Source organism: Treponema vincentii (assembly GCF_018336815.1).
Classification (GTDB): domain Bacteria; phylum Spirochaetota; class Spirochaetia; order Treponematales; family Treponemataceae; genus Treponema.
On sequence record NZ_CP050497.1, the window covers coordinates 1403706 to 1418598 of the forward strand.

At 49.5% G+C, this 14893-nt stretch carries 11 protein-coding genes; 5 read left to right on the plus strand and 6 right to left on the minus strand.

Features of this window, described 5'->3' with window-relative positions; all coding sequences use genetic code 11:
- Positions 1-16: 16 nt before the first annotated feature.
- The 5 genes from GWP40_RS06360 (at position 17) to GWP40_RS06380 (ending at position 8480) form a co-directional block, all read left to right on the plus strand.
- Positions 17-898 carry a DUF2225 domain-containing protein gene (locus GWP40_RS06360; RefSeq protein ID WP_212564654.1) on the plus strand — a complete coding sequence of 294 codons (882 nt, stop codon included), beginning with the start codon at positions 17-19 and terminating at the stop codon, positions 896-898.
- Entirely contained in the window at positions 885-1709 is an 825-nt protein-coding gene (truA, locus tag GWP40_RS06365) for a tRNA pseudouridine(38-40) synthase TruA (protein WP_212564655.1), read from the plus strand. The genes GWP40_RS06360 and truA overlap by 14 nt, the downstream gene beginning before the upstream one ends.
- A 143-nt stretch (positions 1710-1852) precedes the next feature.
- Complete coding sequence (locus GWP40_RS06370) at positions 1853-3124, plus strand: CobW family GTP-binding protein (protein ID WP_212564656.1); 1272 nt, start codon at positions 1853-1855, stop codon at positions 3122-3124.
- A 40-nt stretch (positions 3125-3164) separates the two neighbouring features.
- A complete protein-coding gene (locus GWP40_RS06375) occupies positions 3165-4544 on the plus strand; it encodes an MATE family efflux transporter (protein WP_212564657.1) in 1380 nt (459 codons plus the stop codon).
- 114 nt (positions 4545-4658) lie between these two features.
- Positions 4659-8480, plus strand: a complete 3822-nt coding sequence (locus tag GWP40_RS06380) for a DEAD/DEAH box helicase (RefSeq protein ID WP_212564658.1) — start codon at positions 4659-4661, stop codon at positions 8478-8480.
- Positions 8481-8502: 22 nt separating this feature from the next.
- On the opposite strand, the gene GWP40_RS06385 is transcribed toward GWP40_RS06380, so the two are convergent.
- The 6 genes from GWP40_RS06385 to GWP40_RS06410 all read right to left on the minus strand — a co-directional run bounded on the left by GWP40_RS06385 (position 8503) and on the right by GWP40_RS06410 (position 14891).
- The gene (locus tag GWP40_RS06385) at positions 8503-8982 is read right to left on the minus strand and encodes a GNAT family N-acetyltransferase (protein ID WP_212564659.1); all 480 of its coding nucleotides are present in this window, start codon (positions 8980-8982) and stop codon (positions 8503-8505) included.
- A 16-nt stretch (positions 8983-8998) separates the two neighbouring features.
- On the minus strand, positions 8999-10564 hold the full coding sequence (locus GWP40_RS06390; protein WP_212564660.1) for a glycoside hydrolase family 3 protein: 1566 nt from the start codon (positions 10562-10564) through the stop codon (positions 8999-9001).
- A gap of 12 nt (positions 10565-10576) precedes the next feature.
- Positions 10577-11734: an exo-beta-N-acetylmuramidase NamZ family protein gene (locus GWP40_RS06395; protein ID WP_212564661.1), complete on the minus strand. Its 1158-nt coding sequence runs from the start codon at positions 11732-11734 to the stop codon at positions 10577-10579.
- A gap of 33 nt (positions 11735-11767) precedes the next feature.
- Positions 11768-12181, minus strand: a complete 414-nt coding sequence (locus tag GWP40_RS06400; RefSeq protein WP_212564662.1) for a tetratricopeptide repeat protein — start codon at positions 12179-12181, stop codon at positions 11768-11770.
- 72 nt (positions 12182-12253) lie between these two features.
- Positions 12254-13564, minus strand: a complete 1311-nt coding sequence (locus GWP40_RS06405) for an OmpA family protein (protein ID WP_212564663.1) — start codon at positions 13562-13564, stop codon at positions 12254-12256.
- Positions 13565-13577: 13 nt separating this feature from the next.
- Positions 13578-14891 (minus strand): LysM peptidoglycan-binding domain-containing protein, encoded by a 1314-nt coding sequence (locus tag GWP40_RS06410; RefSeq protein WP_212564664.1) that lies wholly within the window; start codon positions 14889-14891, stop codon positions 13578-13580.
- Between the last annotated feature and the right edge of the window lie 2 nt (positions 14892-14893).

Genomic DNA, 14893 nt, shown 5'->3' on the forward strand with positions numbered 1-14893 from the left:
AAAGGAGATCCATAGTATGAAACGTGAAGAAGATCAGCAAAGCAAAAAAGAAGTAGCTATTTCTTATTATTCCAAGGATCAGGTTGAATGCCCTGTATGCGGGGCAAAGTTTAAACGAGAAGAAATGTATTCCGGGGGTGGCCGCGTTATTGCCGGTGATTTAACGGAAGAATTACGCCGCTTATATGAACCGTCGGCAAAATACGGAGAGGTCTATCCGCTTATCTACAGCATGACTGTTTGCCCGCAGTGTTTGTACACGGGCTTTACACAAGATTTTAGAGTTATCGAAAAGCCGATTGCCGAAAAGCTGCTGGAAGCTATGAACGAACGCTATAGTGCGGTAAAAGGTCTTTTCGGGCACGTTGATTTTAATACTGCTAGAACGCTTCACGAAGGAGCCGCCTCCTATTATCTTGCTTTGCTCTGCTACGATCATTTCACTGCAAAGTATTCTCCTACTATTAAACAGGCAATATGTGCGATCCGTGCGGCATGGCTTTTTTCGACGCTCGGCGAAAAAGAACCGGAAGAGAACTACACGTATATTTCCAACCTTTTTTATCAAAAGGCATTGTTCTTGTATCGGCGTGCGCTTGAATTGGAGACCACCGGCAAAGAGATGATTGCAGGCTTAAAATCCTTCGGTCCCGATGTAGATAAAAACTACGGGTATGACGGTGTTATTTATTTGTGCGCCTTATTGGAATATCGGTACGGGCAGAGAAAAGATACCAAAACTCGGTTGAAACGGCTGGAAATGCATAAAATTGCGTTGGCAAAGATGTTCGGGCTCGGAAAATCTTCCAAAAGTAAGCCCGGCCCGATTTTGGAACATGCCCGCACCCTTTATGATACGCTGAAACGTGAATTAAACGAAACCGATGACGACGACTGATGCTGAGCCGACTGTTCTCCGGCGGAATATTCTGCTCCGTATTTCATACGACGGAACACGTTTCCATGGATGGCAAAAACAGTTGCAGCACGGAAAAGAATCATTCCGCACCGTACAGGGCGAAATTGAGCGGGCGCTGGCGCTGCTGCATAAACACCCCGTCGAGCTTTTCGGTTCGGGGAGAACCGATGCGGGAGTGCACGCCTGCGGGCAAGCTGCGCACTTTTTTACCGATATAGCGCGGATTAAACCGGATAGCTTTATTCCGGCGCTCAATTCCGCGTTGCCTAAGGATATACGGATTATGGAAGCGTTTCATGTTTCAGATAACCTGCACGCCCGTTTTAGCGCCCGATCCCGCACGTACCGGTACTTTATTCACTGCGGGAAAACAGCCTTTGCACATCAATTACCCTATTGCTGGCATATACGGCGCGAACCGGATATTAACCTACTCAATCGGATGGCAAGCGTTTTGTCGGGAGAATTGGATTGCACGACTTTTTCCGCTGCAGGGGATCAAAGTAAAAGCAAATCGCGCTATATTTATACGGCGCGGTTTTTTACCGATCGGGAATTTCTCGTGTTTGAAATTTCAGCAAATGCCTTTTTGTGGCGCATGGTACGCTCGATAACCGGAACTTTGCTGCATTATGAACAGCAGAACGGTACGAAAGAGGATTTTGAGGCTGTTCTCCGCTCAAAAGACCGCCGAAATGCAGGAGAAACCGCCCCTCCGCAGGGGCTTTTTTTATGGTCAATTGAGTATCCGCAGCAGTTACTCAGGGTAAACGAATCAGACGGCTTTTGAAATAGACGACGCATCTACTGCGCCGTAAGGATGCTCCTGTTCAACAGGCTATTTTCAAAAGTTCTTCCATTTTATATTATTTTATAGTATATTCATGTTTTATTGTTTTTAGATAGGAGAAATTAATTAGATAGGAGAAATATATGAAAAAACCATTAGTACCGATTACCTTGCTCTGCGGATACTTGGGCGCGGGCAAAACGACCTTGATGAATATGATCCTTGCGAACCAAAAGGGTTACAAGGTAGCAGTCATTGTCAACGATATCGGCGAAATCAACGTCGATGCCAGTCTGATAGAGAAGGACGCCAATATCACGGATAAAAGCAGCCTTGTGCCGCTTACCAACGGCTGTATCTGCTGTACGCTTAAAACCGACCTTGTAATGCAGATTGAAAACCTCATTGCGTCGGGAAAGTACGACTACCTTCTGATTGAATCGAGCGGCGTATGCGAGCCGATGCCGATTGCGCAGGCTATTGAAACAATCGAAAACGGCTACTTGGATAATGTCGTCAGCGTTGTCGATGCAAAGCGGCTGGTGGATGAGTTTTCCGACGGAGCGCAGCTGTTAAAAAAGGATATGGGAGAAGAAGATATAGAATCACTCCTCGTTCAGCAGATTGAGTTTTGCTCTACACTCATTATCAACAAAAAAGATTTGGTAACGGAAGATCAGATGAAAAAAGTGCGAGCGGTTGTTACTAAGCTCCAGCCCCATGTTAAGGTGATAGAGACAACGCGGTGTCAGGTGCCGCTCGAGGATTTGCTTGCGACAAAGCGGTTTGACTTTGAAAAAGTCTTTGAAAGTGCGGGCTGGGTCGCCGAACTGGAAAAACGTGCGGAAGAGTACGATGATGACGATGAAGAGTGCGATCATGACCACCATGATGACCATGAGCACTGCGACCACGACCATGACGAACACTGTGATCATGAGCATGAACATCACGAACATGGTCATCACGGACATGATGAGCATGGAGAACACGGACACGGGCATCACCACCACCATCATCACGAACATAAACATGAAGGCGCGGATGAGGATGAGTACGGTATCGGCTCTTTTGTGTACTACCGCCGCCGTCCGTTTAGCAGGGAAAAGCTTGAAAAATATGCAGGAGTATGGCCGCGTAATATAATCCGCTCCAAGGGCGTCGTCTGGTTCAGCGATGAGCAGGATATGGCATACGTCTTTGAAACTTCGGGACGGCAAATTCAAGCGGGGGCTTCCGGCAGATGGCTCGCAACCGCCTCTAAGCGCGAACAGGAAAAAATTCTCGCCCGAGAACCTCGGATGAGGGAAGAATGGGACGAAAAAGTCGGCGACCGGATGATTAAACTCTGCATTATCGGGCAAAAGCTTGATAAAAAGAAGATTTGTGCAGACTTGGATGCCCTACTCGATTAACAAAATGCTGGACAAAAACCGTTTTAAATAGGTGATATGAATGGAAGAACTAAAGGCAAGAGTTATCGGTCCTGCTGAAAACAAGATGGGCGTTATGCCGATTATGAAGCTCATCCTCAATATGTCGCTGCCGATGATGTTTTCGATGTTCATTATGGCGTTGTATAATATCGTCGACAGTATCTTTGTGGCAAAAATCAACGAGGATGCGTTGACAGCCGTATCGCTTGCCTTTCCCATCCAAAACCTGATGATTTCCTTTGCCGTAGGGACGGGTGTCGGCGTTAATGCGCTGCTGTCCAAACGGCTCGGTCAGCGGAATCAAGAGGATGTCAATAAAACCGCAATGAACGCCGTTTTTTTGGCGGCCTGTAACTTTATCGTCTTTTTTATTGCGGGGATTGTACTGGTACGCCCCTACCTTGCTTCTCAAGGAGTAGACGCCGGAATTGTTTCCTACGGGGAAGCGTATTTGGACATTGTGCTCCGTATGTCGTTTGCGCTCTTTTTCGGTATTACGTTCGACCGGCTGCTCCAATCAACGGGGCTTACGCTGTATACGATGTATTCACAGCTTTCCGGCGCCGTATTCAATGTGGTATTCGACCCGCTGCTGATATTCGGGATTGGGCCGTTCCCTAAAATGGGTATCCGGGGCGCGGCGCTCGCAACCGTATTGGGGCAGATACTCGGTCTTTGTGTTTCGGTTTTCTTTAACGTAACAAAAAACCGTGAAATTCAGTTTAAGCTTAAAAACCTGCTTCCCGAGCCGCGCATCGTTGCGGAAATTTATAAAGTCGGCGTGCCGTCTATCCTTCTCAGCTCTATAACATCGATTACCACCTACTTTCTCAACATCATCTTGAGCGCCTTTTCGAGCACTGCGATTGCGGTGTACGGCGTGTACTTTAAGCTGAACAGCTTTATCTTTATGCCGGTGTTCGGGTTGAACAACGGCATGGTGCCGATTATCGCGTACAATTACGGGGCACGGAACAGAAAGCGGATTACGGCGACGATACGGAACGGTCTTTTGCTTGCGATGGTGGTTATGCTATTCGGGCTGGTGCTTTTTGAATTGTTCCCTGCACAGCTTTTGGGGCTGTTCGATGCATCCCCCGCGATGCTCGCGATCGGTGTTCCTGCAATCCGCATCATCGCATGCAGCTTTCTCGGCGCAGCGCTCGGTATCACCTTTTCTTCGGTATTTCAAGCATTCGGCAACGCAGTCTACAGCATGATTGCGACCTTTGTACGCCAAATCGTCGCACTCCTTCCGGCGGCATATTTGCTTTCGCTGTCCGGCGATATCAATGCCATCTGGTGGTCGTACCTTATTGCCGAAGTTGTTTCCATCATCGCGTGCATCTTTTTTATGCATCGTATTTACAAAGAGAAGATCGAGCCGCTGCCGGTGTAAGTTCTATGTTAGTTTGTTGAGATATATCAGAGTAATTTTGAGAGATTCTCAGTTCTCTTAGATTGCGTGCAGCCGCAGCTGGCATCTTAGGCTAAAATCCTATAAAATCGTCCTATGGCACGCAGTAAGTACGGAACAACGCCGTGGGGCGCATGGTTTTTACGGATGATCGAAAGTTATGACGGCGACGGGCGGGTGTCGCGGGGGAAAAGTTACGCGAATACCGGTAAGGTAGATTCCCTCGTTATTACCGGCAATAAAGTTGCAGCCCGCGTCGCGGGGCATTACGACCCGTGGTACTATATTTCGCTCACCTTTCCCCCTATTTCCGAACCGAACCGTAAAAAATTGGAAAAAATCTTAACGGAGCATCCCGCCGACTTCATCGCATTGGGAAGCGGTACGATGACGGAACGCCTTGTAACGCTCTTTGAGGCAAAAGATATACGGTTTATTCCCCGCCGCTGGAGCCTTATCGAAAGCGATTGCTCCTGTCCCGACTCAGCCTCTCTGTGTAAACACATTGCCGCGGTGCTGTATATACTCGCAAAAGAAATCGACCACGATCCGCGGCTCCTCTTTCAGCTTGCGGGAATTGATCTTGCCGAACTGCGGAAAAAGATATTGCCCGTCGCACGGGAGATGTCCGCCGAACCGGCTCTAACCGTCGTACCGGAGCAGTGCGTAGCATCGGCGGATGATACTGCCCCTGTAGCGAATACGGCAATGGGTGTTACACCGACGGCAAGTACTGCAGCGTGTGAAACACCGAATGCTGATACGGTTGCCGTCGGTGGAATAACAGCCGGTCAAGTATCCGATACCGCGCTTGAAACACCGGCAACCGGTAATGCCTCAACTGCCGGAGCGCAAAGGAAAGCGAGGCAATCCGGCGCGGCGGGTACGGCGGCTAAAGCATCGTCTCTTCCGGTGCCGTCGGAATCTGAGTGCGAACATCCGGTGCCGTTATCCCTGCGCTGTGCGGATGAGCCTGCGCCGGACGTACCGGCGGAGCTTCCCCGCTTTCCGCTTGAAGAATCGTTTTTATCGCTGATTTCCGCGCTGCTTCCGCCGCTTACACCGTTTTATGATGATGACTTGGTGGCAGCCTTTAAAGAGCTATACCATAAACTGATTGTCCGGCAGAACAAAGAATTCGAGTTGACGCTTGAACAGCGGATTGCCGTTTTAATGAAATCCGGTACGGGCTGCGCCTCGGCGGCAGCGCTGTGCGGTTCAAGCCGCCTTTTGTACACGCCGGTTCGGCTCGATACGGCAAAATTGCCGAAGCAAAAAACGGCAGGTATTCCGGCTTTCCCCTTGCAGAAAGAAGCAGCGTTGCAGCTCCGCGTGCGGCTTCCGAACGGTACGGAGGCGGCGCTGACGCTCGTGCAAGCACTTCACCTCCTGCGCGGTGTTACGCCTGCCGCGGATTCTCCTGACGGCATGAAAGTAGTATATACGGTACTGACGCTCGGAGAGCGGCTCGTTGCCGAATCCGCACTGCTGCCGGCGGTATACCTCGATCCGGTAACGCGGAAACTGGCGATATTTTGGAAGCCGCTGACTTCGGCGCAGGCTGTTTCCGCTGCAATCGACCGCTGCGCTCTCTTTATTACCGAAGCATTTTTTCCGCAAGTTAAGAGCTGGGGCAGGCGGTACTGCGCCGAACTACTGCTGACGGCGTTCCTCACCGAATATGTACATACTGCCGGTTTTATGCCCGCCGGTATCCGCCAAGCGGAACAGGAAATTGCGGCTCTCTTTTTCCAAGGCGCGACTATCAACACGAAGGCGCCGGGTATGCGCCGTCTTCCCGCATCGATTACCCGCTGGCTTGCCGCGCTCTACTACGACAGCAACAGCCTCCGTTTTCGGCTCATTTTAGAGGAAGCGAAAAAATCCGACTTTCAAATTTCCGCCGAGGTTTGCCACAGCGAAGAAACGAACAACCGGTTCGTACCGTTTTCCCGTATCGCCGACTCCGTACAGCTGGAAAGCAAAACGGTGGAGTTCGCGATTGCGCTTTCCGCATATCTGCCGAAATTAACGGAGATGATCGGGCAAAAGTCGGTTCCGCTTACGCAGGAAGAGACGGCGGTGTTTTTACGGACGGCGGCGCCGCTCCTCTCCCGTTTTGGGATAGAGGTTGTACTGCCTAAGACGCTGCAGCGGGCGCTGAAACCGCGGGCGGTGTTCCAGCTGAAACGACAAAAAGGAGCCGGCGCCGTACAGTCGTACCTCAGCCTTGATAACCTGATGGATTATGACCGCAGCATTATGCTCGGCGATACCGTCATCAGCGCCAAGAAATTCCGCGCATTGATGAAGCAAAGCAGCGGTTTGGTGAAATTCAACGACCGCTACATCCTTGTCGATCCCGAACACACGGCGCGCCTTCTCGAAACCATGCAGCACGAAAGACCCGACATCAACGAGGTCATTCAAGGGACGCTGACCGGAGATACCGTCATGGCGGACGGCGCGCCGTTTTCCTATTCGCTCTTTCAGGAAACAAACGCCGCAGTGCCCCGCACATTGCAGGCGAGGCTCCGGCCGTATCAGGAAAAAGGGTTTCAGTGGCTCTATTCTACCATTAAAAGCGGTTTCGGCTGTCTGTTGGGTGATGATATGGGACTCGGTAAAACGCTGCAAGTTATCGCCCTCATTCTCAAATTAAAAGAACAGGGCTTTGAGCATAGCGGCATCCTTATCACGGCTCCGGCGAGTCTTTTACCGAACTGGGAACATGAGCTGCACACCTTTGCTCCGTCGCTTCGTTGTACAATCTTGCACGGACAGGGGCGGCGGTTTTCCGCGAAGTCTGACATTCACATTACGACATACCAGACCCTCCAGCGGGATGTAAAAAAACTTTCCGAAAAGACCTTTGACTGCCTGATTATCGATGAAGCGCAGGCGGTTAAAAATACACAGACCAAAAACGCCCAAGCGCTCAGGCTTGTGCAGGCACAGTCCCGCATCGCGATGACCGGTACGCCGGTTGAAAACAGCCTTGAGGATATGCGCGCCTTGTTCGATTTTATCATTCCGGGCTATCTCGGCTCTGCGGAAACCTTCCGTAAAAAATGGCGCATACCCATCGAGCTGCACGGCGATGCGGAGACTGCGGAATCATTCCAAAAGATTACCGCGCCGTTTTTACTCCGCCGCCTTAAAACCGACCCTGTCGTTATTTCCGACTTACCCGAAAAAGTGATTACGCCGCAATACTGTCGCCTGACACCGGAGCAAATCGCGCTGTACGAAAGCCTTGTTGAAACGCAGCTGAAAAGCGTGTTGAAGACCGAAGACGGGATTAAGCGGAATGCGTTGGTACTGAAACTGCTGACCGCCTTAAAGCAGGTGTGCAACCATCCCCATGTCTACGACGAAAGCTTTCAGACCGATGTAGGGCTTTCCGGAAAAACTGCGGCGCTGATGCAGCTGCTCGGCGAAATATTGGACGCCGGCGAAAAGACGCTGATTTTCAGCCAATACACGCAAACGCTCTTTTTATTGCGGAAGCTGATACAGGAGCAATTCGGAGATGAGCCGTTGCTGCTGCATGGACAGATGCCGCTTACCGCACGAAAGGCCGCAGTCGAATCGTTCCAAACCGATCCGGCGCAGCGCATCTTTCTTATTTCGCTCAAGGCAGGCGGCACCGGCTTAAACCTTACCGCCGCGACCCGCGTTATCCACTTTGACCTCTGGTACAACCCTGCGATAGAAGATCAGGCGACCGACCGCGCATTCCGAATCGGGCAGCACAACACCGTGTTTGTGTCCCGTTTTATCTGCGCCGGTACCTTTGAAGAAAAAATCGACGAGATGATTCAGAAGAAGCGGCATATCTCACAGATGACCTTGAGCGGCGGCGAATCGTGGATCGGCAAGATGAGCAACGCAGAACTTGCCGAGTTGTTTGAGTAACTTTGAGGCAGGGGACTAAGCCCTAGAGTTTCGGTAGAAAGTCTTTGTAAATACCGGGCGTAGAGCCGTCAATTAAAACGGCGCCGACGGTTTTTTGATAGAAGGCTTCGGGGCCTACTCCTCCGATAATGGCATACGCATACCCTTCGTTGCGTAAGGCATGGAGCGATGCGAGCAGCAGCGCTTTGCCGATTCCTTTCCCCTGTTCATCTTCCAATACCTTTGTAGGGCCGAAAAAGTCGGGCGCGGTTGCGTTATAGCACGCATATCCGAGTATGTTCTGCCCGCGGGTAGCGATAAAGCAACTCACCGGTATGCGGGAAAAGCAGGTATCGCATTCGCCTGCTGCGCTTAAAGTGGAATGTTCTTTTACCCATTCAACGATTCGGAACTTATCAGGCGTCATCGCGCGCCGGATATGCACATCGTATTTCCGCTGCAATTCTGCGTAAAGCTCTTCTGCCGGAGACAGCCGGAGCAAGTTTACCAACATATCAGCCATAGTTTTTACCTTTTACTTATTCAAGCACAACCTTTGGGATAGTAACGCTGAAATGCCCTTCCGGTTTGGCATTCGTTTTGAGCATCTCGGTGATACAGGATAGCACTGCGTTGCTGTATTCATAGGCAGCGAGGCCGCAGACGGTATCGGGCAGGCAGCCGAGGTCGTAGGGATTGCGTAGGGCAACGGCGATCATCGGTTTATGCAGACGTGCAAGGGCTTGGATCAATTTGAGCTGTCCCTGTTTTACGTGTCCATTGTAGCTCGCTGCGGCGATACCGGTAGCCGATTCCGCCTGCGCAACGATTCGCGCGATTTCCGCTTCGTCAGGGTCGATCGACGTATCAATACCGGTGCCGCCGAATGCGATTTGCATGGAGCGTGCAAAGCTGATTGAATTATCGACATCGTTCGACACATTGGTAACAATGAACGGCTGCGGACCGGCAAAAAACGGCTTATCCCCGAGGTTAGGAAATCCGCTTTCGGGGAGATGATAGCCCGTCAGCGTTTTGCGCCGAAGACTTGCAATGGTTTTCCGATATTCTTCCATCGTTTTTTCCGGCAGCGGCTGTGCGGGTTTGAATTGCTTTTTTAAGCCGATAATCTTTTCGGCTGCCTGTTCGATGGTCGTGAAGGAAATCTGCTTTTCTGCACAGGCGCGCGTTACCGTTTCGATGGCGGCGCAGGCAGTCGGTATGGTGTGGGAGATAAAAATCAGTTCGATACCTGCGTTGATTGCCGCCGCAGCGCTTTCCGCGGTGCCGAAGTACGTTTGCATCGCTTTCATTTCCATACAGTCGCTGATAACCAACCCGTTAAATCCGAGTTCTTCTTTTAATAAACCGGTTACGATTTTTTTTGAGATGGTCGCAGGGAATTGTTCATCGATGGCGGGAAAGAGAATATGCGAGATGGTAACTGCGGGAAGCTGCCCCGTTTTGATGACCTGCGCAAAAGGTGCTATTTCCGTTTGTTCCAGTTCAGCTCTTGATTTACGGACGGTCGGTAACGTGAGGTGCGAATCGACCGATGTATCGCCGTGCCCGGGAAAATGCTTTGCCGCACTGAGTACGCCGCCTGCGGTGAGTCCCCGTACCATCTGCAGCCCGTAGCGGCCGACAAGGGTAGGGTCATCTCCGTAGCTGCGTACCCCGATAACCGGATTATGCGGATTGGAATTGACGTCCAGCACAGGGCTTAAGTCAAAGTTTACGCCATGGGCATGGAGAATTTCCCCGGTGATTTTACCGGCGGTGTAGGCGTTCAGTTCATCGCCGGTTGCCGCCAGCGCCATTGCGCCGGGTACGTTATAGTAGTCTTCAGCAAGCCGTGAAACCGCTCCTCCTTCTTGGTCAATTGTGATAAAGGCAGGGTGTCCGGTTTCAGCGGTAATCAAGGTTTGTATGTCCGTGCAGAGCCTTTTCAGTTGTGCAAGGCTTGTAATATTATGCTTAAAGAGGATGACATTGCCGACCTTATATTTTTTTACCAATGCGATAAAGTCTTCCGGCATTTCCGTTCCCGGAAAACCGCAGGCAAACATCTGTCCGATATACTCGGTTAATATTGTGCTGTTCATAGCTGTTCTCTCCTACGAGTAGATAAAAAACGGCCTGATACGCCGGTAAAAAGCTTCCGCTTCTTTTTCAAATATGCTGCACACTTCGGCTGAGGAAGAGGCTGTCCGCAATAGGTTGTCTCCGCCGAGCCGGTCTATCGACGCTGAAATGTTCCCCTCCGCGGCGGTTGCTTCCGCAGGGGGTAAAAATCGGAAATCATCGGGATAGGCGGTTTTAACGGCAAATAAGAGCGTTACGCCCGTTTTAACCGGCTCGAAGGCTTTGTGGTCGGTGATAAAAAGCTGTATGCCGCGGCATGGCGCGCCTACATATTTGGAGGCGGAAGGGGTAAAACGGGCGGGTAAAAAATGTACGCCGCGTAACCCTGCCGCATTCATCGTATCGGCAAGTTTTTCCCCCTCTATGTACGGAGCGCCGATAAGGGTAAACGGATTTGCCGTACCTCTGCCTTCCGATACATCGGTTCCTTCAAACAGCGCGGTACCCGGATAGGCGAGCGTATTGTCAAAGTGCGGTAGGTTGGGGGATGGCGGTATCCACACGCGATCGGTTTCGGTAAAAAGCATATCGCGGCGCCAGTGTTCCATCGGCACAATGTGCAGTGAGCACCTCAGCTGTTCCTCGGTATGTACCATTCGTGCAAGTTCGGCGGCGGTTAAACCGTACCGGATACACAGCGGGTACATACCGACAAAACTTTCAAAGTCTTTTTTTACGATGTTACCTTCCGTTTTAACGCCGCCGAGCGGATTAGGCCGGTCGAGAACGATAAAATCCTTACCGTGAGCCGATGCTGCCCGTATTGCGAGTATCAATGTAGAGATGTAGGTATAAAACCGGACGCCGACATCTTGAATGTCGTACACTAAGGTATCGATATTGACCAGCATGTCGGGTTTAAAATCTTGCCCGTCTCGCCGATAGAGGCTGTAGAGCGGAATACCGGAAACAGATTTGTTCTCGCCTTCCCATACCGTGCCGGCATCTTCGCAGCCGTAAAGCCCGTGCTCCGGTGCAAAGAGGGCGCGTACCCTATACCGTTCAGCAAGTATTTTCCACGAAGGGATAAAATCTTTAGAAAGACCGGACAGCGATGTGATAACGCCGAGCTTTCTCCCCTTAAAAAGAGAATCGAAATTATGTATCCGGTCTATTCCGTTCAATACCATAAAATATTAACACAGCGCAAAAACCGGCGGATCCTACTGCTTTGTTTTAATGCCGAGTTTTTCTGCAGCGCGGGTATGGTCGATTTTTGCAAGTTTATAATAATCGGGCGGCAAATGCATCGCCATCGGTCCTTCATATTGAGCAATGATCTTTTCGAGTATGGTATATGCATCCTTCCATTGATGCCGTTTGATATGCAAGTGTGCAATTTCATATTGAGCGGCGATGCAAGCGCTTTCATCGTCGGCAAAACGTTTCAGTATAGTTTCATAATAGACACGTGCAGCGCGGTAGTTACCGGAATCGAAGGCTTCTTGCGCTTTTTGTGTTAAATCCGCTGCGCTTGCCTCTTCCGGTATTTCGGATTCTTTAGGGACAGTCATGCACGAAGCAAGACAGAGCGCCATAATCGCACAGCATAAATATATAGTATGTTTTATCTTCATATTACACACTCCTTGTATTGATAAATAATGCTTTGGGAATCTCCAAAGTATGAGTTTTTAGATGCCCGATTGTTAGTCGCGCATGATGGTAATTTCGACGCGGCGGTTTTTTGCCCTGTTTTCGGCGGTATCGCTTGGTGCAATAGGACGGGTTGCTCCGTATCCGGCAGTTTGCATTCTATTTGCTTCGATGCTCCGTTTTGCAAGTTCTTCTGCAATTTTGTCGGCTCGTTGAAGGGAAAGAATACGCTCACCTTCAGGGCGGTTAAGATCTGCCGTATGACCTTCGATTAAGAAGTGCGTATTCGGGCCGACTTTTTTAAGCGCTTCTGCAATTACATCAATACGGCCTGTTTCGTCGGGAAGAATTTCAGGCGAATCCGCCACAAACCGGATATCATACATGGTAATTTTGATAATATTTTTAGGCGCTTTGACGGCGATGTTTTCCGGTTCGCGGTCGAGGAAGAATTTTTCTATATCACGGTACATAAAATAGAACTGTTCATCGACGAGCGGATATGTCGGAGAAACCTGTAACGTGTCTTTATCACACACAATAACAATCTTTCCTTGGCGCAGCAGCTCGATATTTTCTTTTTTGGCTAGAATTCGCTCCGCATCCTCGTTGCTGATGATAGGATCAGTTCGGTTATCGCCGAAAACGCCGCGTGCAATAATTCTTAAAGGTTCCGTGCCGATCCTGTCCCGGTACTCGCTTTCATCCAATGTACCGGTATACAAAACAATGCCTTGTTTTTTTGCCTGAGCGGGATTAACGATGTTTTTCTCGTAAATCAGATTCATATTTTTATTCCAGATTTTCGGAAACAGACAAGGATTGAGTTGCTCACTGGAATACTCGCCATGTACGGGCAGCTGACCGCGGGCATCGATTAAAATGCCGGTGTATACCTTACTCGCTGTACCGAGGGGAAAAAACGAAGGGGTATACGGCGCATTGTGTTTTACAAAGAGATTGGCAAGTTCCTGTAAAGGATTTTGATGATAAACAATAGCCGTCTGTAATTCTTGAGAGAGAATAGGCGCTGTGCTTTTACCGTTGTTAATAACAGTATTTATATCGGTGAATGAAATTTTTTCTTCTGCCAGATAGTTGCCGACCCTGTGGGAAGAATCCACTAATATGGAAAGATAGGCATTCTTTAAGAGAGAAGAGCGGTTCTGCTGGATAAGCCGTATTGCCGCATTTCTATCGGTCGGCAGGTACAACCCGCTTTTATTTAAATCTAGTGTGATTTTTGAATCTACTTGAGCTGTTTCCCAGTTTTGTACTGTTTGGGATTCCATCCCCGACGGATAGCCGTAGCAGAAAACTGAAGCAAATAAAACGAAAACGGTAAGGGAAAATGAATGTTTCATAGATACGTCCTCGTTACAGTATCGGCACTTTTAGGGTATTCCCTAACTTGAGGACACTGTTTACCGTCAGATTATTCTTTTGAGCTAAAAGTTCGACTGAAACCGAATATTTTAATGCGAGCGACCACAGGGTATCGCCCTGCCGGATGGTATGCGTGCCGTCAAAATTTCCCGCCTGTGCAACACTCTTGCCCGTATACGCCCCGACTGATTTTAATGCAGGAATCAAAATAGTCTTTCCGATTTTCAGCGTTTCCGGTTTAAGGCCGGTGTTATAATTCAAGATACTTTGAACGCTGACCCCATAGTGTTTTGCGAGCGCATAGAGCGTGTCGCCCGATTTTACACGGTACTGATAGTATTTTATCAGCAACTTATCCGATTGGCTGAGCACCGTTTGCGCCGCTTCGGTATAAGCCGAAGGGAGACGCAGCTGATATTTGATACTCGGCGGTGTGATAAAGTAACGGAGCGAGGGGTTGAGTTTTCTAATCGCTTCGGATTCAAGGCCGAGTTCCTCTGCAAGTAGCCGCACATCGATTGCCCGTTTGATTTCAATTGTGGAAGTAGGTTGATGCTCTTCTGTCTTTCCCCAATCGATGTTCAGCTCATCGCTGCGGGAAAGTATTTCTGCAATGGCAAGGAATTTGGGCACATAGTAGAGTGTTTCTTTTTTTAAGTAACCGTGTTCTGCAAGGTACCAATAGTCTGCCTTGCCTCCTTTTTTGATCGCTGCTCGTATTGTTCCCACTCCGCTGTTATAGGCAGCGAGTGCAAGCGGCCAGTCATTGAATTGACTGTAATTCCACTTCAGCTTTTTGACCGCAGCGACACTCGTTTTCCATGGATCCCGCCGCTCATCAACCCAATCGTCGATATGGATGTTAAAGCCGCCGACACTGTTCCTCATAAATTGCCAAATTCCGACGGCGCCCGATTTTGAAGTTGCCGTTTCAAAAAAACCCGATTCGATGACAGGCAGGAACAAAAGTTCTGCGGGCATATTTTCGGATTCGAGCAACCCAATGATAAAATCGCGGTACGGAGCAGAACGCTTCATGATTTTTGAAAGGTAGTTGTAGCCGTCGGCACACATATACTGCTTACGGAATTTTTCGATTAACGGATGATCATGAGGAACAAGGGTACTGTGTAAAAACGTGTTGCTTTGAAAACTCTGCAAAAGGGGTTTATTTATATACGTCTCTGTGTCCGCCCCTATCGGCTTTGGTTGGATATTCGCATAGATAGGGAGAATACACAATGTCCCCGCTATGATGCCGACGCAGAAGTGTTTTATATGTAGTTTTTTACCGGTTAAATGCATCC

Excerpts from the sequence above, each read along its gene's own strand:
- GWP40_RS06360 (WP_212564654.1), top strand. The coding sequence starts at position 17 with ATGAAACGTGAAGAAGATCAGCAAAGCAAAAAAGAAGTAGCTATTTCT.
- truA (WP_212564655.1), top strand. The coding sequence starts at position 885 with ATGACGACGACTGATGCTGAGCCGACTGTTCTCCGGCGGAATATTCTG.
- GWP40_RS06370 (WP_212564656.1), top strand. The coding sequence starts at position 1,853 with ATGAAAAAACCATTAGTACCGATTACCTTGCTCTGCGGATACTTGGGC.
- GWP40_RS06375 (WP_212564657.1), top strand. The coding sequence starts at position 3,165 with ATGGAAGAACTAAAGGCAAGAGTTATCGGTCCTGCTGAAAACAAGATG.
- GWP40_RS06380 (WP_212564658.1), top strand. The coding sequence starts at position 4,659 with ATGGCACGCAGTAAGTACGGAACAACGCCGTGGGGCGCATGGTTTTTA.
- GWP40_RS06385 (WP_212564659.1), bottom strand. The coding sequence starts at position 8,982 with ATGGCTGATATGTTGGTAAACTTGCTCCGGCTGTCTCCGGCAGAAGAG.
- GWP40_RS06390 (WP_212564660.1), bottom strand. The coding sequence starts at position 10,564 with ATGAACAGCACAATATTAACCGAGTATATCGGACAGATGTTTGCCTGC.
- GWP40_RS06395 (WP_212564661.1), bottom strand. The coding sequence starts at position 11,734 with ATGGTATTGAACGGAATAGACCGGATACATAATTTCGATTCTCTTTTT.
- GWP40_RS06400 (WP_212564662.1), bottom strand. The coding sequence starts at position 12,181 with ATGAAGATAAAACATACTATATATTTATGCTGTGCGATTATGGCGCTC.
- GWP40_RS06405 (WP_212564663.1), bottom strand. The coding sequence starts at position 13,564 with ATGAAACATTCATTTTCCCTTACCGTTTTCGTTTTATTTGCTTCAGTT.
- GWP40_RS06410 (WP_212564664.1), bottom strand. The coding sequence starts at position 14,891 with ATGCATTTAACCGGTAAAAAACTACATATAAAACACTTCTGCGTCGGC.